A 21,315-nucleotide genomic window follows, 5' to 3' on the forward strand; every position below is an offset into this window, starting at 1 on the left:
AAAAAATGCGTAATTTGGTATTCTACGACAATAAATAAAGTGTCCATTTACTGAGAAATTAACAGCAAAACTCACACTTATAATAAGTTTGAGTATATTATGGGGATCAATTCTTATGTTTCAAGGCCTAAAGGCATAACAAACGCGAATATGACTAAAATGTTCAAGACAATCGGACTCATCGGTAAACCACATCATCAAGGGACTAACCTAACCATAACTCGATTGCATCATTGGTTAAGCATGCAGGGTTTTAAGGTTATCGTTGAAGGACGAATATCTGCAGAGCTAGACCCTGATGTTTGTTCAATGGACCTACTTGAAATGGGTGAGCATTGTGATTTAGCCATCGTGGTTGGCGGTGATGGTAACATGCTAGGTGCTGCCAGGGTATTGGCTCGTTTCAATGTTGCAGTGATTGGCGTAAACCGCGGCAATTTAGGCTTTTTAACCGATTTACCTCCCGATAACTTCGAAGAAGCCTTGTCTAAAGTATTGGGTGGAGAATTTGAAACTGAACATCGTTTTTTACTTGAGGCTGAAGTTCACCGCCACGGTAAAATAACCTCCAGCAATACCGCGGTGAATGAAGCAGTGCTTCACCCTGGTAAAATTGCTCATATGATCCAGTTTGAAGTTTATATCGATGAGCAATTTATGTATAGCCAGCGCGCTGATGGGATGATTGTCTCCACGCCAACAGGTTCTACGGCTTATTCTTTGTCAGCTGGCGGGTCAATTTTAACCCCTAATCTTCAGGCGCTTATTTTAGTGCCTATGTTTCCTCATACCTTATCTTGTCGACCCATTGTCGTCGATGCATGTAGCATCATTAAATTAGTGGTATCGCCTGATAATGGGGAAAATCTCGAAGTCAGTTGTGATGGCCATGTCCATTTAGCGGTATTACCTGGTGATGAAATCTTTATTCGCCGCTCGAACGAACGCCTAAGACTCATCCATCCCAAAGGACACAATTACTTCCATGTGTTACGTAACAAATTAGGTTGGGGAAGTAAACTTTTCTAACATTTGACTCCCGTCACAACACTTTCTCTTATCTAGTGAGCTTCTTCACATTAACAACCACTAATTAATTATATTGTAAACCCAATCGATGACTCGTTTGGTTTTACCGTATTTGAACTTTTGTGCCCTCAAAAGATGTGACCTTGAACACTCGCATGCAACCCTATACATGACAAGCCTCACAATTTCGTCGGCCAACAAACTTTCTCGTATGTTAAATGATCTCGATCAACACATTTAACACTTAAATAACGTCTATTACGCCCTAGTTAGCGAAATGCTAACAAATAATAACAACTTATACCCACTTATAGGCAGAGGTATGCATGACAATATTACAGTTACTAGCAAGCTTAACGCCCATTATTAGCGTAATGGTCTTTTTAGTTCTAATGCGCTTGCCAGCGTCCAAAGCAATGCCCATATCTATGGTTGTTACGGGCCTTGCAGCATTGTTTATTTGGCAAATGGATACGCAACTTCTTGCGGCATCCGTGGTCGAAGGTCTTCTCGCAGCATTAACACCGCTTACCATCATTTTTGGCGCAGTGTTTTTGTTAAATACGCTTAAATATTCTGGTGCTATGGACACCATCCGCGCAGGTTTTACTAACATCAGCGCTGATTCCCGTGTTCAGGTAATCATTATTTGCTGGTTGTTTGGCTCGTTTATTGAAGGCTCAGCTGGCTTCGGTACTCCGGCAGCAATCGGTGCACCACTACTGGTATTATTAGGTGTACCACCTATTGGCGCAGCAGTTGTCGCGTTAATTGGTGACTCTACATCCGTATCGTTTGGGGCGATTGGTTTACCGGTATTGTTTGGTATGGATCAAGGTCTAACTGAGGGCGGCGTTAACATGGCTGCTGCTCAAATTGCTGAACATGGTGGTACCTTTGCAGGTTATGCACAGTATATCGCTCAACATATGATCACCATTGACTTAATTACCGGTTCATTAATTCCGTTAGTGATGGTTTGTGTATTGACCGGCTTCTTCGGTCGTAATAAATCCATCATGGAAGGCTTACAAGTTTGGAAATTTGCCTTATTTGCTGGTTTTGCCTTTACCATACCAGCATGGTTAATTAACTATGTTGCCGGTCCTGAGTTCCCTTCTGTTATTGGTGCACTTGTGGGTATGGCGTTAGTTATTCCTGTCGCTAGAAAAGGCTGGTTACTACCATCAAAACCTTGGTGTGACTTTAGCGAAAATGACAATAAATCAGATGAAGATACAGCACTTAACCAAACACCGGTAAAATTCACACAACTTGCCGCTTGGTCTCCATACATCATTATGGCGGCGTTGTTAGTCTTATCTCGTGTTATTGCTCCATTTAAGAGCTGGTTACTAAGCTTTAACATTAGTTGGACTGGTTTATTAGGTACAGAGCTTAAAGCAGGCTTTGCCACGCTATATGCTCCAGGTGCCTTCTTTATTATTGTATGCTTAATTGGTTTCGTATTATTCAAAATGAAACCTACCGCCATGAAGCAATCAATCACAGTGTCTTGCAAATCAATGCTACCGACTATTATTTCATTAGGTGCATCTGTACCTATGGTGAAAATATTCTTAAATTCAGGTGAGAATGGCGCAGGTCTAGCGTCAATGCCGGTTGCATTAGCAGACTTACTTGCCAACAGCATGGGCTCAGTTTGGGCTTGGGTTTCACCTATTGTGGGTATCTTTGGTGCATTCTTGTCGGGTTCTGCTACGTTCTCAAACATGATGTTCTCAGGCCTACAGTATACTGTTGCCGATAATATCGGGATGAAACATGCAATGGCCCTAGCCTTACAAGGTATTGGTGCTAATGCGGGCAACATGATGTGTGTCATGAACGTCGTTGCTGCGGCAACTGTGGTGGGAATGGCAGGACGAGAGTCTGAAATTATTCGTAAAACAATGCCTATCGCACTAGGTTATGCCTTAGTGGCAGGCACTATTGCTTTTTTCTGGGGTGGATTTTAATTCACAATAAAGTTGCTTCTATTCTAACGATAGCAATACAACAACAACAGCAGCAGGCATGCAGTGCCTGCTATTCATTCGAGTGTTAAGAGAGCATGTTATGACTATTAATTATAAAGAAGTGATGGATACGTTAACGTCACAACTAGGCAAACACGCCGTATCTAATGATCCTGTGCGTCGTTTTGCTTGGTCAACTGATGCCAGTTACTTTCGTATCGTACCTGAAATTGTGGTACACGCAGATACTCCGGAACAAGTTAAAATAACCCTTAACATCGCCAGAATACATAATGTGCCAGTGACCTTTCGCGCTGCGGGTACGAGTTTATCGGGCCAGGCAATTGGTGAAGGCATTTTACTTATTTTGGGCCATGATGGTTTTAGAAACATTGATATCAGTGAAGATAGAACCTCAATAACCCTTGGGGCTGCGGTGTATGGTTCTGACGCGAATTTGGCGTTAAAACCCTTTAATAAAAAGATTGGTCCCGACCCGGCCACATTAGCCTCGGCGCAAATTGCAGGTATAGTGGCGAACAATGCCTCTGGCATGTGTTGTGGTACGGCGCAAAACAGTTATCAAACCATTAAGTCGGCTAAATTAATATTTGCCGATGGGACTGAACTCGATACGGGTTGCCCAGAGTCTAAAGCGGCGTTTAGCCAGTCACATGCTACGTTAATTACCGCATTAACTAGTCTAGCGCAATTAACTCAACAGAATCCAACCCTGTCTGCCCGCATCCGTAAAAAGTTCTCAATTAAGAACACCACGGGTTACAGTATTAATGCCCTCACAGACTTCAGTGATCCCTTTGAGCTGATTAATCACTTGATTGTCGGTTCAGAAGGCACGCTCGCTTTTGTTAATGAAGTGACTTATCACACGGTTGAAGAAGCCAAGTTTAAAGCTTCTGCCATGGCAGTATTCTTCAGCATGGATGATGCCGCAAGCGCAATACCACTGATTATAGGCGATAGTGTAGCCGCAGCAGAATTGCTCGACTGGGCATCAATTAAATCGGTTACCGGTAAAACGGGCATGCCTGAGTGGCTAAGTAGTTTACCAGAAGGCTCAGCTATTTTATTAATCGAGTCTCGTGCTAACGATCCAGAGACCTTAGTACAATACACTAAAGATGTGATTAAAAAAATCGCCCACATTGACACCGAACGTCCCACTGAATTCACCAATGATGCAGCTGTTTATGGCAAATATTGGGCAATGCGTTCTGGTTTGTTCCCAATTATTGGCGGCGCAAGACCTAAGGGCACATCGGTCATTATTGAAGATGTTGCATTCGAAGTAAAACACTTAGCCAGTGCTGCGGCAGACTTAACTGCACTATTCCATAAACACAATTACCCAGAAGGGGTGATTTATGGCCATGCATTAGCCGGTAACTTCCACTTTATGATCACGCCGACATTTGCCTCACAAAACGATATCAATCGTTTCCAAGACTTCATGCAAGATGTCGCTGAAATGGTGGTCAATAAGTACGATGGTTCGATGAAAGCCGAACATGGTACAGGCCGGGCCGTAGCTCCCTTTGTTGAAATGGAATGGGGCAGCGACGCTTACACCTTAATGAAGCAAATCAAGCAGATTTTCGACCCAAGTAAATTGTTAAACCCTGGGGTTCTTCTCAATGATGACAAGCTAGTACACGTTAAAAATATTAAGCCTTGTCCAGTCGTTGATGACTTTGTTGATAAATGTATTGAGTGTGGTTTTTGTGAAAAGACCTGTCCGACAACAGCCCTGAACTTCTCGCCTCGTCAGCGTATTGCTGTTCTGCGTGAAATTGAACGTTTAGAGCAATCGGGTGATAAAAAAGCCGCCGCAGAAATGCGTGCCAGTGCCAAATATGATGTGGTTGATACCTGTGCAGCCTGTCAGCTATGTACTATAGCCTGCCCAGTTGACAACAGCATGGGTAATTTGGTGCGTAAACTGCGCACACCTTACATCACCACCACAGAACAAAAAGTGCTCGACTTCCAAGCCAATCATTTTGGTGCGGTAAACCAAGTGATCAGCACAGGTTTTGATATTTTAGGCATTCTGCATAAAGTGACGGGTGATAGCATCACCGGCTCATTAATGAAAGCAGGTCGTTTAATTACTAAAGAAGTGCCTTATTGGAATCCAGACTTCCCTAAAGGTGGCAAAGTGGCTAAGCCATCCAAGCATATACCGGGACAGCCAAGCGTGCTGTACTTCCCTTCTTGTGGCGGCAGAACATTTGGCCCAACACCGAAAGATCCTGATAACCGCACGCTATCTGAAGTGGTTATCACCTTGCTTGAACGTGCTGGCTACAATGTGATCGTCCCAGACAATACCCGTCATATATGTTGCGGTCAGATGTGGGAATCAAAAGGTGATTTCAAAAATGCCGATGCTAAGCGCGATGAACTCATCGAAGCACTGAGTAAACAGTCAGACAATGGCAAAGTCCCTGTGGTCATTGATGGAACGTCTTGTACCTATCGCACATTAACCGGTAATCCTAAAGTACAAATTACCGATTTAGTCGAGTTTATGCACGACAAGATGTTACCTAACATGACTATCACTAAAATACCTAGAAACATCACCTTACATCAGGGTTGTAGTGTCCGTAAGATGAAGCTAGAGCCGTATCAGCAAGCCATTGCTGACGCCTGTGCTCAAGGTGTGCAATTACCTGCAGAGATCACCTGTTGTGGTTATGCGGGTGAAAAAGGCTTGTACAAGCCAGAAATTAACGCCAGCGCATTGCGCAACATTAAAAAGCTTATTCCTGCGGATATTAAAGAAGGTTACTACTCCAACCGTATGTGTGAAGTCGGCTTAACCCAACACAGTGGTATTTCTTACCGCCATTTAGCCTATTTACTAGAAGAATGTACTCGTTAAACTAACGGACAATCACAGTAAATAGCGTAAACAATAAGGGCATTGATATCATATCAATGCCCTTATTTTATTGAATACTGCCAACGATTTATTGAATACGGATAACTAAACGCTTACCTGTAACTAAAATCATTACAAAAACGAAGTTATAGCAAAAACTAAACCAATAAACACCCCAGCAATTGTTGTTGCAAAAGCTTATCATCGAGTGGCATATCACTAATAATTTCAACCCGTGTATCTAGCGCATCATCAAGTTCATCGAGCTTTAACTTATTATCCACCATATTCACGCTCAACACCCCATCGCGGGTAATAACAATGGCTTTTAACCTCAGCACCTTATCCAATTTAACCGTGTCTACCCACGCCATAAATCGTTCAAACTGGAAACAATGCGCCGCAGAGAATATCCAACCACTGCTGTAACAGCCCTCGCCTTGATTAGTTTTATGAATAAACCCGGCCGGTGAAAACTCAGGGGTATCGATATCACTCAGCGGTGGTGCGCTAGAAAGCCATGTCTGGGTAAGCGATTTTTGACGCAGTAGTCGTTGAGAAGTATTAAGCGGTTGATATTTTGTCGGCGTATTTAAGCGCAATAATATCTGCTGGATCAGCTCAACATCGGTAAAGTGATTATCGACCGTAATAAGCGGTGTCTGTTGCAAGTGTAATTGGCTGAGGAACTGCTGTAATTGCAGATGATCAGTTTCGGTATAATCTTGTGCTTTATTGGCCAGCAGCACATCAGCCATTGTTAATTGCTGAGTAAACGTATCATGCTGTTGATAGCGCGGATCACTGACTTTTCGGGCATCAACTAGGCACACACTAGTCTGTAGTGTAATAACATGCTGATAATATTCAGATGTTAACAGCTTAGCGATTTCGGCAGGATGCCCGAGCCCAGTGGGTTCTATCAACAATCTGTCTGGTTTAGTATGCTGAATAAGCTGATTTATCGCGACTTGTGTTGGCAAGCCAGACACACAACATAGGCAACCACCTGGCACTTCCTTTATAACGACACCCGCCTTCTTTGTTGGTGTCATCCCCGACTCAGTAGCAAGATTATCACCACCAGCCACAGTCGCATTTAACAACCCGCCATCTATGCCTATTTCGCCAAATTCATTAACCAACACAGCCCACACTTCACCTTTAGGCTTATGAGCTAATAGTTGGCCAATGAGCGTGGTTTTACCCACACCCAAAAAGCCGGTAATAATATTAGTGTTAATCGGTTTGGTGATCATTTTTTCGCTTTAGCGTATTTGCCCTTTCGAGTAGGCTTAGCATCGGCTTGCGACGGTTTGCCTCGTTTGTACTTAAGCACCTTTTTGGGCTTTTCTGGCGCTACATCTCGATACCTTGCAGGTAATGGCGCCCCTTCTTCATACCCTGTTGGCACCAAAGTCGGTAATGATTGCTCAATGAGTTGCTCAATTGCGGTAAGTAATTCTAGCTCTTGTGGGCTCACCAGCGAAATCGCTTCACCGCCAAGTCCAGCGCGGCCTGTACGCCCAACGCGGTGAACATAATCTTCGCACTCTTCAGGTAATTCAAAGTTAATGACCCTTGGTAGCGCTTGGATATCAAGCCCTCGAGCGGCCAAATCAGTGGCAATCAACACCCGTAACTGCCCCGCTTTAAATTCTTCTAACGCACGGTTGCGTGCTCCTTGGCTTTTATCACCATGAAATACCGATGACTTAATACCGTCTAGGCTTAATTCACGGTGTAAATGATCTGCCGTTTCTTTACGGCTGGTAAACACCATCACTTGCTGCCAATTATGTTTGCCAATTAATTCTGATAATAACTCAGCTTTACGGCGGGTATCCACTTTATACACTTGCTGAGCAACATTGGCGGCTGTAGTTTGGGTTTCAACATGCACATATTCAGGATCGTTTAGCATTTTAGCTGCAAGCATTTTAACTAGTTCAGAATAGGTCGCAGAAAACATCATTGTTTGATGTTGTCTGGCAATTAAACGCTTCACTTTTTCAATATCTTTAACAAAACCAAGGTCAAGCATCCGGTCAGCTTCATCAATCACTAGATGGGTCACTGATGATAAATCCAGTTCATGTTGGCCAATAATATCGAACAATCGTCCTGGTGTTGCCACCAACACATCCACGCCTTGCTCTAATGCCTTACGCTGGGGATTGATACTCGCGCCGCCATAAACGGCTAAGCTGGTCAGGTTGATAAACTGGCTGTATTTAACTAAATTATGTTCAATCTGAATCGCTAACTCACGTGTCGGCGTCATGATTAATGCACGTAAACGGTGCGATGGCGATAAGTCCAAATGATCTTGTGCCATTAAATGGCTTAACAAAGGTAACGCAAAAGCAGCTGTTTTTCCGGTACCGGTTTCGGCACTGGCCAACACATCTCGGCCATCTAGCGCTAGTGGGATCACCGCTTGTTGGACAGGAGTAGCAGTTTGATACCCAGATTGGTTAACCGCATCTAGTAATAATGGCGGTAACCCTAGCGACGTAAATGACATAACAGACTCAATAAAACAAATAAAAATAGGCCACTATTATATACTAATCTAAACACCATTAACTATTACATTAGTGATGGCACTAGTATGACATTAGCCATAACATCACAGCAGTCACGCAGATTTTGAACTAATAACCGCACTAACGGGATATCAGCTGACTAACTGGCAATGAGGCCACTTTTTACCACCAGATACTTTTGCTCAAAATCGTGTCGACATAATGCATTCGAAAATAAATATCCTTGGGCATAATCGCAATCTGCCAACACCAATAAACGTCGTTGTTGTTCAGTTTCAACGCCTTTGGCAATCACTTTCATCCCGAGTTTATGGGCCATCACGATAATCGCTTCGCACAAACACAGATCATTACTTTCTGCAGTCACATTACGCACAAAACGTTGATCAATTTTAAGGTAATCAATCTTGATTTTTTTTAAATAGGAAAGCGATGAATAACCCGTTCCGAAATCGTCGAGCGACATTTGCATACCCGCATCACTGCAAGCTAATAACCTAGCCTCGACATTTGGCTCAGTTTCAAGTAATAGACTTTCAGGAATTTCGATACAAATATTATTGGTAGACATTGCGAGTGTCGACATGTGTTTAAGCCAATCTTTAACCCCGGTCGACCCGTCTCTAAACTGAACAGGCGACAGATTAATACTGATCTGAATATCACAATTAAATTGTGTCTTCCATTGAGCCGCTAACTCACTGACTTGATAAAATACCCAATTACCAATATCGATTATCATGCCGGTGTCTTCGGCAATAGAGATAAAATCTGCAGGCAAAATTAACCCCATGGTCGGGTGCTTCCAACGTAATAATGCTTCAGCCTTGATGACCTGCTGACTGCTTAAATCCACAATAGGCTGATAATACAACTCAAATTGCTGTTGGGTAATCGCAACCTTGAGATCTTGGATCAGCATCATCCGCTTTTGTGCATTATCTTGCATTGTGGAGGTAAAATAATTAAATCGATTACGGCCATGCGTTTTGGCCGAATACATCGCTTGATCGGCATTTTTTAACAATGCTTCTGTGGTCTTTGCATCGTCAGGAAATAAGGTGATACCAATACTGCCACTAATGTAAGCGGTTTGATCACCCAAGAAATAAGGCTCTGCAAGTCGGTTAAGTATTTGCTGTGCAACACGGTCCACACCATGAGTATCCTCAAGGGCCGTCAACACAATGGTAAATTCATCACCACCAAGGCGGGCGACGATATCGGTCTCTCGTACGCATTTTTTTAGACGATCTGCTGTTTCAAGTAACAACACATCACCCATGTCATGGCCCAAGGTGTCGTTAATCTCTTTAAAGAAATCCAAATCTAAAAACATCAATGCAAAATGATTATGCTGCCGATCAGAACTCAACACCTGTTGATTTAAAAATGTTAATAACATCCTACGATTAGGCAAACCGGTGAGTGCATCATAATTGGCTTGGCGCCATATCAACTCCTCAGTTTGCTTTTTCTCGGTAATATCAAAAAATAACGCCACGTATCGCGCAGCCTGTGATTTTGTTCGGACGATCGAATTAATGGTTAATAAAATAAGGTAATTTTCACCATTTTTACGCCGCATCCACACTTCACCATGCCAATGCCCCTGTTGCTTAAGCTGTTTGGTTAACTGTCGATAAAAACGTTTGGGCTGCAGGTCGGTGGCAAACATACGTAAATGTTGGTTTTGTATGTCTTCTTGAGTAAAGCCTGTGATAAAAGAAAATGCAGGATTTGAATCAATGAGAATACCCTTAGCAGTAAACACACTCATGGCTTCACTGGAGTTTTGATAAACTGAGGTAGCAATACTTAGCGAATCTTCAACTTGCTTAATATCAGTAATGTCACTATGAGTCCCACACACTCTAAGCGGGTTACCTTTATCATCAACATCCACGACGCGGCCAGTTTGCAAAATCCAACGACTGCCACCGTGTAAATCAGTTAATTGATATTCAACACGCTGGCTAATGCAGCGGCCTTTTATAATGTCATTAATACTGCGAAGAAACTTAAATTTATACTTTGGCTGTATTGCATTTATCCACAATTGAGGATGCAGATTAAGCTCCTCCATTGAACAACCTAAAATATCAGCACTGTATCGATTGGTGCTAAATCGATTGGCGATGACATCCCAGTCCCACACCCCTAACTCACTGCTATCAAGTACGAGTGCAAGTTGCTCTTTACTTTGCAATAAAGCCTGCTCTGCTTGTTTTTGTTTAGTGATATCGAGAAAACCAGCAATCACCAGAAAGGTATTGTCTTGAACATGACGACGGCATGCTATGGTCACATGGGTATATACAATAGATCCATCTTTGGCAATAAAACGCTTATCAATTTCGTATTCATCAAGTTCGCCTTTGACCATTTTATCAAATAACAATAAATCTTTATTCAGATCATCAGGGTGAGTTAACGCTGGCCAGGTTAATGATTTTAATTCTTTCTCTGTGTAACCAAACATCCGGCATAAATAAGGATTAACTTTTAACCAATATTTGGTTTTAGTGGTAATAGAAATACCAATATTACCAATATCAAACTGATCTTTAAAAAGAAAGTCTTCTTGAAGTTTGGCTTGTATATCGCGTCCACGAAAGACTATTTGGCCAAGTAGATGACCAATCACCATGGTCAATAAAGGTAACACCACCAATATCGGCAGTGATACAACACTGATGGTTTGTAACGCTTGTTCATAGGGCAATAAAAATAGCCATTGAAGCAATATTGCATGCACAACAAAACCAAAAAGATAAAACTCAAGATAGCCAATTTGATCTAATTTATGCAGCCGAAATCGACGCCAAATCAAGCCTAATATCGCGCTGCTGATCAACATCAATATACCAATCCATACCGCTACACCACCTAAGTGATAACGATATAGCGCCATAATTAGGGTTGCGATGACGGTAGGAATAGCACCAAAGAATAATCCACTTAAACAGAGCACGACCCAGCGGGCATCAAACAACATATCAGGTTGACGAACCAGCGGGTCCATCATGATAATGACACCAATAACACCGATAAGTGCACCCACAAAAAATGTCCATAGGACAGGGATCGCCTTACGTTGATCCGTAGGTGAGAGTGAGTAAACATAAACTAACGCGAGCAATAGCGCGGCATTTTCTAAAATTAACAAAAAAACATTTAGATTAAACATCTATACATTTCCCTGATTCATCCTTAACAAGTAAAAATCGCATCCTAGCGGTCGCTGTGCTTTTTGCTTTTATAGAATCAGCCACGAAGCGTCCTAGCAGCAAAGCGTCCTGCTTGAATAGCATCCAAAACCACGCCAATACAAGAGTTAATTGCCTACCAATATACCTCCTAAATCAAAACAACATCAAGCAAGATCACAGTTCCTTTAAAAGTGTCGTATTTGTAATAGAATTGGCCATTTGTTGTTATTCATTGAATGCTAACTGGCTCCACGTCACATAATCGCTATCGGAATATAGGTACGTTTACCACAGAGAAAATTCAATTTCATATAGAGGATAATCAACATGGCGACTAAATTCTTTATTCCAAGCGTCAACATTCTTGGTCAAGGCAGCGTAGATGAAGCAATTAAAGACATTAATGCATTTGGCTTTACTAAAGCATTAATTGTCACCGACAAACCATTGGTAAAAATAGGTCTAGTTAAAAAAGTTGCCGATAAACTCAATGCCAACGGCATTGAAGTGGTTATTTTTGATGGCGTACAACCTAACCCAACAACAGGTAATGTTGCAGCAGGTCTTGATCTATTAGAAAGTAATCAGTGTGATGTAATTATTTCATTGGGTGGCGGTTCACCGCATGATTGCGCCAAAGGGATCGCACTCGTCGCCACCAACGGCGGCAATATTAAAGATTATGAAGGTGTGGATGTATCAACTAAAGCACAAATGCCGTTAGTCGCGATTAACACCACCGCGGGCACAGCAAGTGAAATGACCCGTTTTTGTATTATTACCGATGAAGCAAGGCACATTAAAATGGCCATTGTCGATAAAAATACCACGCCTATCCTTTCCGTAAACGATCCTGAACTCATGCTTGAAAAGCCTGCATCACTCACCGCTGCGACAGGAATGGATGCACTGACTCATGCAATTGAAGCCTATGTCTCTATTGCCGCAAATCCCATCACCGATGCTTGCGCAATCAAAGCAATCGAGCTTATCCAAGCCAATTTAATTAATGCCGTTCACCAGGGAGATGACATCCAAGCAAGAGAAAACATGGCTTATGCGCAATTTCTCGCGGGTATGGCTTTTAATAACGCGAGTCTTGGCTATGTGCACGCAATGGCGCATCAACTTGGTGGTTTCTATGATTTACCACACGGTGTATGTAATGCATTATTGCTTCCCCACGTACAAAGCTATAATGCCCAAGTGGTGCCAGCACGCCTAGCTGACGTAGCTAAGGCAATGGGTGTCGACACAACGGCAATGTCAGACGAGCAAGGCGCTAAAGCGGCAATAGACGCGATTAAGCAACTAGCTAAAGTCGTTAACATTCCAGAAAATTTAACCCAATTAGGCGTAAAAGCAGAAGATATTCCAACCTTAGCAGACAACGCACTCAAGGATGCTTGTGGTTTTACCAACCCTAAACAGGCAACACACGCAGAAATCTGCCAAATTTTCACTAACGCGTTATGATATCTTTGATAAAAAAGCCTAAAGCCCGTATTTAATTGCGGGTTTTTTTTGCCTAGCGTTTAATGCAAAAAACCAACAATGACAACAGCTTATTTTTAATTTAGTAAAAAGTGATGCTTAGATCTAAGTTCTTGAAATAAGGATTGACCAATATAAAAAATAAGGTCTATGATGAAAACACTTAGATAGCGAATAGGTAGGTAAGCAATGACAGCAATTACTCATATATATAATTACACCGTTCGATGCCCGCATTATAAAGAAAACGAACAACCTGCAACATGGCTCAACCATATCGAAGTAAACCAATCTTGTGAAATTGCACTAGACCGTATCACTAAATGGCACAATATCTCCGGCACTAAATCATTCGAACTAAAAGATTTTGTTGTTAGAAAAGCCGATAATGAAGAAGCTTATTTTGCTATGCAAAGTAGCCGCCTTAAGCACGATGGTCATGCCCTTGTCACCTTTAAAATCATTTTAGACGATTGCTGCCAAAATGCCTCTCCTAATGAAATTATGGAGCATTTAATCGATGATTATCAACAACGTATATCAAAAATCGAATAATATAGCGAGTGTATTTCCCGTTAACATTAAGGAGCTATTATAGCTCCTTATTTTTATGCTTTTTTGCTGGTTCAACTTAACAGTCCTTGTCACCATTCTCTCTCGCCTATCATAGCAACAGTCAACGCAATTAAGCGGCATTAGCACGCGCACCATGCGGAATGGGTAAGCCCTTTTCATTCACGTTAACAAACACTATCTTATCGATAAAGGCAATCGGCGCATGATTCACTTTATTACGTATTTTACAACGAACCGTCACAGAACTTTGCCCTAGGCTCACCAACTCAAATCCAAACTCAATGATGTCACCGGTTTGTGCCGACGCCATAAAGTTAATTTCAGATATCACTTTGGTAATGGGAAATTTACTGCGCATTTGGCAACTGGCAAAAATAGTGGCTTCTTCGTTTAACCAGCTTAATAGTTGACCACAACATAAACTCTGACCACTATTGAGATGAACAGGCATAACGATATGACGTGAGAAATATTTCATGGTGACCTCATTATCTGACTCATTAATTTTGCGGCGCTAGGTATATACCTCTAAATTATTAGCAATGATCAAGCCAAGTATATTAGCCTTTAATAATCATATAGATAAAATAAACATCCAATAAAAACACCACTTGAACGCCCAAAACAAATGCACCTTTGCACCAAAAAAGTAAAGGCCACACTCAGTGCGGCCTTTGATAAAGTGATTTACTTTCGATGATTAACCAACAACCTGCTTAACCGTATTCACAAAAAAACTGATGTCGTTGGCGGTAATATCTTTATGAGTCACTAAACGTAATTGACGACTAGGGCTAATAATAATGCCTTTGTCTGCCAATGTAGCCGCAAACACTTTAGGGTCAATATGTTCTGCTAATGTGGCGAATACCATATTGGTCTGCACTGAGCTAACATCGACAGTAAATTCACTCATTTCGGCCAATAATAAAGCCAAAGTGTTGGCATTGTGGTGGTCATCGGCCAAGCGGTCGACCTGCTCAGTTATCGCTAACTTAGCTGCCGCAGCGATAATACCTGCTTGGCGCATTCCACCACCAAGCATTTTACGCCACCGTGTAGCTTTACCAATTAGCCGCTCATCGCCTAACAGAATCGAACCTATCGGCGCGCACAGGCCTTTTGATAAACAAATTGATACTGAGTCAAAGTATTGGGTAATATCGGCAATGGCAATGCCCTGTGCAACCGCAGCATTAGCAACCCGAGCACCGTCTAAATGGATTTTAAGACCACGATTAAACGCAAGGCTTTGTGCTTGGGCTAAATAATCTTGGCTTAATACCTTACCGCCAATCGTATTTTCTAAACTCAATAACCGAGTTCGAGCAAAATGCACATCATCAGGCTTAATCGCAGCTTCAATATCACTCAGTAAAATGCTGCCATTGGCTTGGTTGTTCAATGGTTGAGGTTGAATACTGCCTAATACTGCCGCCCCGCCACCTTCAAACTTATAGTTATGGGCTTGTTGGCCACAAAGGTACTCATCGCCGCGCTCACAATGGGACATTAACGCCAGTAAATTAGCTTGGGTGCCAGAACTCACAAACAAGGCCCCATCAAAACCAAACATCTCTGCAGCCATATCTTGTAAGCTATTGACGGTCGGGTCATCACCATAAACATCATCACCGACCTCAGCTCTAGACATGGCTAAACGCATGGCTTCTGTCGGTTGGGTAACCGTATCACTTCGAAAATCAATCATGCTGCATCTTTATCCTCATTACTCAATATTCGCTGAAACGACGCCACTACTTCGCCGCTGATGATATTTCGGTTAATGCCGCTAAAGCAGCATCATAGTTAGGATGATCACTGACTTCACTCACTAACTCTTGATACTTCAGCATCCCTTGGGCATCAATAATAAAAATAGAGCGCGCTAGCAAACCACGATCTTTGATCAACAAACCGTACTTTTCACCAAAGTCACGCCAGACAGAATCTGATAAGACTTTAATTTTATCAACATTTTCGGTTTGGCAAAACCGTTTCTGCGCAAATGGCAAATCCTCGCTAATGGTTAACATCACCACATCAGCATTATATTTAGTAAACTCTTTATTAAACCGCTTGGTTTGTAATGCACACACCCCAGTATCTAAGCTAGGTACTGCGCTAATCAGCACCGTTTTACCTTTAAAGTCACTCAAACTAACTGGATTAAACTTTTCATCTACCACAGTAAATGATGGCGCTGCCATATTGATGCTCGGCATTTTACCTTCTAAAGCAACGGGATTTCCCCCCATGGTAATCATGGTTTTTTCGCCTGCAAAACTGTGTGTACTTATAACAGATGAGGATAATAATGTGATCGCTGCAAAGGTTGAAAATAGCTTCATAAAAAACTCCTTGTATAAAAAAACCAGCATTTGCTGGTTTCTTAAAATATTAACTTGCCTGCAATATTATTTTGCTGGAACTTCTTTCACATGTAAATCCATTTGTGGGAATGGAATTTCAATGTCTGCTGCATCTAAGGCATTCTTGATTTGCTCAAGTAATTGAAAACGTGCAGTCCAATAGTCTGGTGTGTTAACCCACGGGCGCACGACAAAGTTAATTGAACTATCAGCCAGTTCAGCAAGACCGATAAAGTAACCAGGATCTGTTAATACAAACTCATTGTTATCTAGAATATCCGCTATTACTTTCTTAGTGTTCGCGATATTAGCAGTATAAGATACGCCTATCGTTAAATCGATACGACGCTTTTCTAGAGCAGAATAGTTAGTGATAGTGCCGTTCATGATGGCTGAGTTAGGTGCAATAATCATTTTGTTGTCAGCGGTACGTAAACGGGTTGAAAAAATAGTAATCTCATCAACAGTACCCGCAGTACCAGCCGCTTCGATATAGTCACCCACGCGACATGGACGGAAAAGCACCATCAACACGCCTGACGCAAAGTTAGAAAGCGAACCTTGTAATGCTAAACCAACCGCTAAACCTGCAGCACCGATAACCGCAACCAATGACGCGGTTTGCACCCCAACTTGGCCAAGTGTAGCGACAATAGTAAATACAAATACCAAGGTCCACGCTAAGTTGGCCACAAAGGAAACCACTGTTGCATCCACTTTACGGTTGTTAAGTAATTTGATGGTTAACCGTTTTGCGACACCGGAAAAATATTTACCGATAAGAAAAATAACAATGGCAGCGAGAGCCTTAAGACCATAGGTCATAAGAAACTCTGGTGCCTGTTGAATTAAACTGTCCAAACCTGCTAGTTGTTCCATTTTATATCCTTTTAAAATAGTAAAATTACTCTGCCAAAATAATAAACTCTACCCGCCGATTACGCTGCCGACCTTCTATCGTGGTGTTATCGGCTACCGGCTTGTAGTTACTCCGCCCAATAATCTCAATCGACCTTGGTTGAAATTGGTACTCATTGACCAGCAAGTCTTTAATCGTAGCTGCACGTTTTAAAGACAAGGCCTCGTTAACCACATCACTGCCAACATTATCAGTATGACCATCTAAACGAATGAGTACTTCTGGGTGTTGCTCAATGTATTGCTGCACCCTAACTAATGTTGGTCGCTGAGTTAACAACACCGCTGATTTGTCAAAATCAAAATACACAGGTTGGAGTATAGACCCAAAACAATCTACTGCTACAGAAACGTCTCGCTGTTGACGACATTGCTCAGCAATAAGTGCCGCATTATTGGTTATTGTTGCGCCTAATTCTGCTTCATCAAACTCATCATCATCTTCGGCATCTTCATCAACAATCAAAAACTCACTATCAATACAACCATTTGCCATAACAACACTGTTAGTTGGAGTATCATTACAAGCATCTTTTTTATCTGGTACACCGTCAAAATCGGTATCAACCCAAGCTTGGGCTGTGCAGATAAAACACCCCATTAAGATCAATGTCACCGTTCGAATGATAGCCATAAACACCTCTTCGACACGACATCGAAATCTGTTAATAATTCATATTTTAACTCTTTATTGCATAAATTAAAAGACAACACTTTATAATCAATACCTTGCGGAAAATAGCTTCTGTAGGGTGTTATTAAAGCATGATATTGATATCGGCTCGATGCCAATAAATCTTATTAAACCCGAACTTACTAGTCAACAAAAACAACACAAACCATTAACGCGCCTCTAGGTTACTTGATTGCTTTGACACAATTTATAACAAGCTTAACCTCTCTGTTCCCCGCATTAACATTGACTTTATCGCCTTGGAAAGGGTATACAAGGTTAGCTTTTTGATGTTTGGTTAGCATTTGACATCAAACAGACATTATTTATTATAAAAAATAGACAATAAAGTTGCTCAGTATTGCATCATCTTGTTTAAATGCCCGTTATTTCGGGCTTTAACTGATTTAGCAATCATAGACAACTCTCACAACAATTATTTCTGTGACGATATTTCCTCACAGGCAATCGCAAGCTTAAGGTGGAAGACTTAATGAGTGACGCAAAACCTCAAGGTACACTGTTTGGACACCCTAAAGGGTTGTTCTTACTCTTTACAACAGAACTATGGGAACGTTTTAGTTACTACGCTATGCGCGCCATTTTGGTACTTTATCTTGTTGATAGAGTACAAACTGATGGTGGTCATGGCCTCGGCTGGTCACAAGCTGATGCTATTTCGCTGTACGGAACATTCACCGGCTTAGTATTTCTTACGCCGCTTATCGGTGGCTGGTTAGCGGATGCCTATTTAGGCCAACGAAAAGCCATTTACATTGGTGGCTTCTTAATGGCTGCAGGCCAATTCATTTTGGGTACACCTCATGCGTGGGTGCCAGGAATGGATATTGAAATGTTTTATCTAGGTTTAGGAGTACTTATTTTAGGTAACGGCCTATTTAAGCCAAACATTTCAACTATGGTGGGTGATCTATACGCTCCAGGCGATCATCGCCGCGATGGTGCATTCACCATTTTCTATATGGGCATCAACGTAGGTGCATTCTTGTCGGGTATTATTGTCGGGTTTGTAGTAGCCGCTTACGATGGTAACTTCCAAGCAGGCTTTATTTGCGCCGGTATCGGTATGATTTTAGCACTAATAATCCAATACCTTTTCGCCCAAAAACTCTTGGGTGACATTGGCACGGTTCCCGCAGCTAAAGCTGAAAAACTCAAGAATGAAGCTAAAGGTGAAGTCCGCAAAGAACCGTTAACAAAAATTGAACGTGACCGCATTAAAGTTATTATGGTAATGGGCTTATTTACCATCATATTTTGGGCTGGCTTCGAGCAAGCTGGCGGCTTAATGAACCTATTCACTAACGATTTCACCGATCGTATGATTGGCTCTTGGGAAGTTCCGACCACTTGGTTCCAATCACTTAATGCGATGTTCATTGTTATTTTTGCTCCAGTGATAGCCGCTATTTGGATCCGTCTTGGTAAAAATGAACCTAACTCTCCAGTCAAATTTGCTTTAGGTTTGGTTTTACTTGGTATCGGTTTCTTATTCATGATTGGCGCGGTGTTAGAAATGGGCGGCGATGCTTCAGCTAAATCAAGCATGTGGTGGTTAGTAGGAGCTTACTTCTTCCATACCATGGGTGAGTTATGTTTATCCCCTATTGGTTTGTCTATGGTGACTAAACTTGCTCCACTGCGTATCGCATCATTAATGATGGGTACTTGGTTCCTCTTTATTGCAGCGGCAAATAAACTTGGTGGTGTTATTGGTTCATTAATCGGCCATGGCGGCGAAGTGGAAGAGCAGCTAGCAAACGCGATGGCAATTTTTGCTGGGATCGGTATTACAGCGGTAATATCTGCAGTCATTTTATATTTCATGTCAAACAAACTTGTTGATTGGATGCATGGTGCAGAAACCAAAAATGAAACTGAAGAACAAGCTTTAGAAGAAGAAATTGGCGTCACGGCTGACCACGAAGCCATTAGACGTTAATCCGTTTTGATGTAAAAGCTATTCTCACTAAAAATCCCCTCCAAGTTCACTTGTGAGGGGATTTTTTATTGATAAACTAGGACGCTTTAAAAGCAACAGCCTAGAGCGCTACGCTGCTAGGACGCTACGCGGCTAGAGGCTATACAATCAATAGCAACAGCCTAGAGCGCTGCGCTGCTAGGACGCTTCGCGGCTAGAGGCTATAAAATCAATAGCAACAGCCTAGAACGCTACGCTGCTAGAGGCTATAAAATCTTAGCAGCGAAGCTGTCCTTAGCAGGACGTAGTCCGCCCTAGAAGCGAAGCGCACTATCCGCGTAGCGGCCTAGGATCTTAACAGCGAAGCTGTCCCTAGCAGGACGAAGTCCGTTCTAGAAGCGAAGCGCACTATCCGCGTAGCGGCCTAGGATCTTAGCAGCGTAGCGGCCTAGGATGAAAGTGGCTTGGGTATATCCCACATTACTTACAAGCCAACTGAATAAAGCCACCCGCCTTGATATCTGATTGATAAACTAGGCCCGTATAATGGTTCTCAAGCAGTTTTTGTTTATGCTCATAATAATTGGTACCGATACAAATTTGTTCATCCCGTAATAAGGTACGAATTTGCATACTCGGCTTACTCCAAAGCGCACTACCAAGAGGTTCGGATTCGGGCAATGCCAAAGGCATTAGGTTATTACCATTGCGTAAATAACACCTTAATCCTTTACCTGATTGTCCTATTGATAATAAATAGCGAGTCAAATCGATGCACACATAAATAATATCCGTACTAATATGCAACCCAGATTTCACCATACGATCATTAAGATAAGACAGCATACTATTGGGCTCGATTAAGGTATTACTTAACCCATTTCTAAACAGCTTAAGTTTTTGATTAATAAAGCTGCGCAATAATACACAGCCAAAAGCAGCACTATTATCCTCAGGAGAAAAATGCGCCATATACATCACTAAGTGATGATCGCCCACCATAGTCGAATCGATAAAGTAAGCACTAACATCATTATTTTTAAACAGACTGTAATTAATATCCGCTTTAGGATAATAAATATGCGACGCAGGAAATAATTGCTGCTGAACACTTTTGGCAGCATGGGAATTTTGCTCAAGGAGGTATAAATTATCAGTGAGCTCTTGGTAAGATAATTCATTCATTTCTTGTAAATGCGATTGCCCTGATGCATTCATCGGCGTAGCGGCTGAATGCATCGCTTGAACGATTGCTTGTTCAATAATGAATAAGTCAGCAATAGGTTTAGTCAGATAGTCACTGGCACCAAGGCGCAATGCATCTACAACATCAGACATCACATCATTACCAGAAATAACAATAGCGGGTATAGCAGGATTAATAACTTGCATTTGCTTAAGCATAGACAAACCATCAAGGCCTGGCATGCTTAAGTCAGCAATAACAATATCAAAGATAGCATGGGAAAAAAGGGTTATGCCTTCATTTCCATCACATGCTTGTTGAACCCGAGCACCTTGCTGCTGCAAAAAATCAGCAACGACATGGCGAAATATCGGGTCATCTTCAACAAAGAGGATCTTGACATCAGTTAGTGCCATACAACAACCTCACAGACATACAACACCCCGCAGACATAACTGTCGAGGAGCCTGTATGCCT

Annotated in this window: 15 protein-coding genes; 6 read left to right on the forward strand and 9 right to left on the reverse strand. The window is 42.0% G+C overall.

The window, feature by feature from the left end:
- The first annotated feature begins 150 nt into the window (after positions 1–150).
- From nadK to AAEY93_RS09655, 3 genes are all read left to right on the forward strand, one after another.
- Complete coding sequence (gene nadK, locus AAEY93_RS09645; protein WP_124013957.1) at positions 151–1,029, forward strand: NAD(+) kinase; 879 nt, start codon at positions 151–153, stop codon at positions 1,027–1,029.
- A 326-nt stretch (positions 1,030–1,355) separates the two neighbouring features.
- Positions 1,356–3,008: an L-lactate permease gene (locus AAEY93_RS09650; RefSeq protein ID WP_335688855.1), complete on the forward strand. Its 1,653-nt coding sequence runs from the start codon at positions 1,356–1,358 to the stop codon at positions 3,006–3,008.
- A 100-nt stretch (positions 3,009–3,108) separates the two neighbouring features.
- The gene (locus AAEY93_RS09655) at positions 3,109–5,916 is read left to right on the forward strand and encodes an FAD-binding and (Fe-S)-binding domain-containing protein (protein ID WP_351076442.1); all 2,808 of its coding nucleotides are present in this window, start codon (positions 3,109–3,111) and stop codon (positions 5,914–5,916) included.
- Between the two features lie 158 nt (positions 5,917–6,074).
- Here AAEY93_RS09655 and AAEY93_RS09660 read toward each other — a convergent pair whose 3' ends face one another.
- The 3 genes from AAEY93_RS09660 to AAEY93_RS09670 form a co-directional block, all read right to left on the reverse strand.
- Positions 6,075–7,175 (reverse strand): CobW family GTP-binding protein, encoded by a 1,101-nt coding sequence (locus AAEY93_RS09660; RefSeq protein WP_351076445.1) that lies wholly within the window; start codon positions 7,173–7,175, stop codon positions 6,075–6,077.
- Positions 7,172–8,443 carry a DEAD/DEAH box helicase gene (locus AAEY93_RS09665; protein WP_351076448.1) on the reverse strand — a complete coding sequence of 424 codons (1,272 nt, stop codon included), beginning with the start codon at positions 8,441–8,443 and terminating at the stop codon, positions 7,172–7,174. The genes AAEY93_RS09660 and AAEY93_RS09665 overlap by 4 nt, the downstream gene beginning before the upstream one ends.
- A gap of 161 nt (positions 8,444–8,604) precedes the next feature.
- Positions 8,605–11,655, reverse strand: coding sequence for an EAL domain-containing protein (locus tag AAEY93_RS09670; RefSeq protein WP_351076451.1), 3,051 nt, complete (start codon positions 11,653–11,655; stop codon positions 8,605–8,607).
- A 349-nt stretch (positions 11,656–12,004) separates the two neighbouring features.
- On the opposite strand from AAEY93_RS09670, the gene yiaY reads away from it, so the two are divergent.
- Positions 12,005–13,153: an L-threonine dehydrogenase gene (gene yiaY / locus AAEY93_RS09675; RefSeq protein ID WP_124013963.1), complete on the forward strand. Its 1,149-nt coding sequence runs from the start codon at positions 12,005–12,007 to the stop codon at positions 13,151–13,153.
- 207 nt (positions 13,154–13,360) lie between these two features.
- Positions 13,361–13,726, forward strand: coding sequence for a cytoplasmic protein (locus AAEY93_RS09680; protein ID WP_124013964.1), 366 nt, complete (start codon positions 13,361–13,363; stop codon positions 13,724–13,726).
- A 130-nt stretch (positions 13,727–13,856) separates the two neighbouring features.
- Here AAEY93_RS09680 and AAEY93_RS09685 read toward each other — a convergent pair whose 3' ends face one another.
- From AAEY93_RS09685 to AAEY93_RS09705, 5 genes are all read right to left on the reverse strand, one after another.
- Positions 13,857–14,225, reverse strand: a complete 369-nt coding sequence (locus AAEY93_RS09685; protein ID WP_124013965.1) for an acyl-CoA thioesterase — start codon at positions 14,223–14,225, stop codon at positions 13,857–13,859.
- Between the two features lie 222 nt (positions 14,226–14,447).
- Entirely contained in the window at positions 14,448–15,458 is a 1,011-nt protein-coding gene (ltaE, locus tag AAEY93_RS09690) for a low-specificity L-threonine aldolase (RefSeq protein WP_351076456.1), read from the reverse strand.
- A gap of 46 nt (positions 15,459–15,504) precedes the next feature.
- Complete coding sequence (gene tpx / locus AAEY93_RS09695; RefSeq protein ID WP_351076459.1) at positions 15,505–16,098, reverse strand: thiol peroxidase; 594 nt, start codon at positions 16,096–16,098, stop codon at positions 15,505–15,507.
- Between the two features lie 66 nt (positions 16,099–16,164).
- Positions 16,165–16,998, reverse strand: coding sequence for a mechanosensitive ion channel family protein (locus AAEY93_RS09700; protein WP_351076462.1), 834 nt, complete (start codon positions 16,996–16,998; stop codon positions 16,165–16,167).
- A gap of 25 nt (positions 16,999–17,023) precedes the next feature.
- The gene (locus AAEY93_RS09705) at positions 17,024–17,671 is read right to left on the reverse strand and encodes an OmpA family protein (RefSeq protein WP_351076466.1); all 648 of its coding nucleotides are present in this window, start codon (positions 17,669–17,671) and stop codon (positions 17,024–17,026) included.
- A 532-nt stretch (positions 17,672–18,203) separates the two neighbouring features.
- Here AAEY93_RS09705 and AAEY93_RS09710 point away from each other — a divergent pair.
- Positions 18,204–19,673 carry a peptide MFS transporter gene (locus AAEY93_RS09710; protein ID WP_351076469.1) on the forward strand — a complete coding sequence of 490 codons (1,470 nt, stop codon included), beginning with the start codon at positions 18,204–18,206 and terminating at the stop codon, positions 19,671–19,673.
- Between the two features lie 459 nt (positions 19,674–20,132).
- Here AAEY93_RS09710 and AAEY93_RS09715 read toward each other — a convergent pair whose 3' ends face one another.
- A complete protein-coding gene (locus tag AAEY93_RS09715; RefSeq protein WP_351076472.1) occupies positions 20,133–21,254 on the reverse strand; it encodes a response regulator in 1,122 nt (373 codons plus the stop codon).
- Positions 21,255–21,315: the final 61 nt, after the last annotated feature.

The sequence above is a fragment of the Shewanella sp. CAL98-MNA-CIBAN-0140 genome (assembly GCF_040309905.1).
GTDB lineage: Bacteria > Pseudomonadota > Gammaproteobacteria > Enterobacterales > Shewanellaceae > Shewanella > Shewanella psychromarinicola.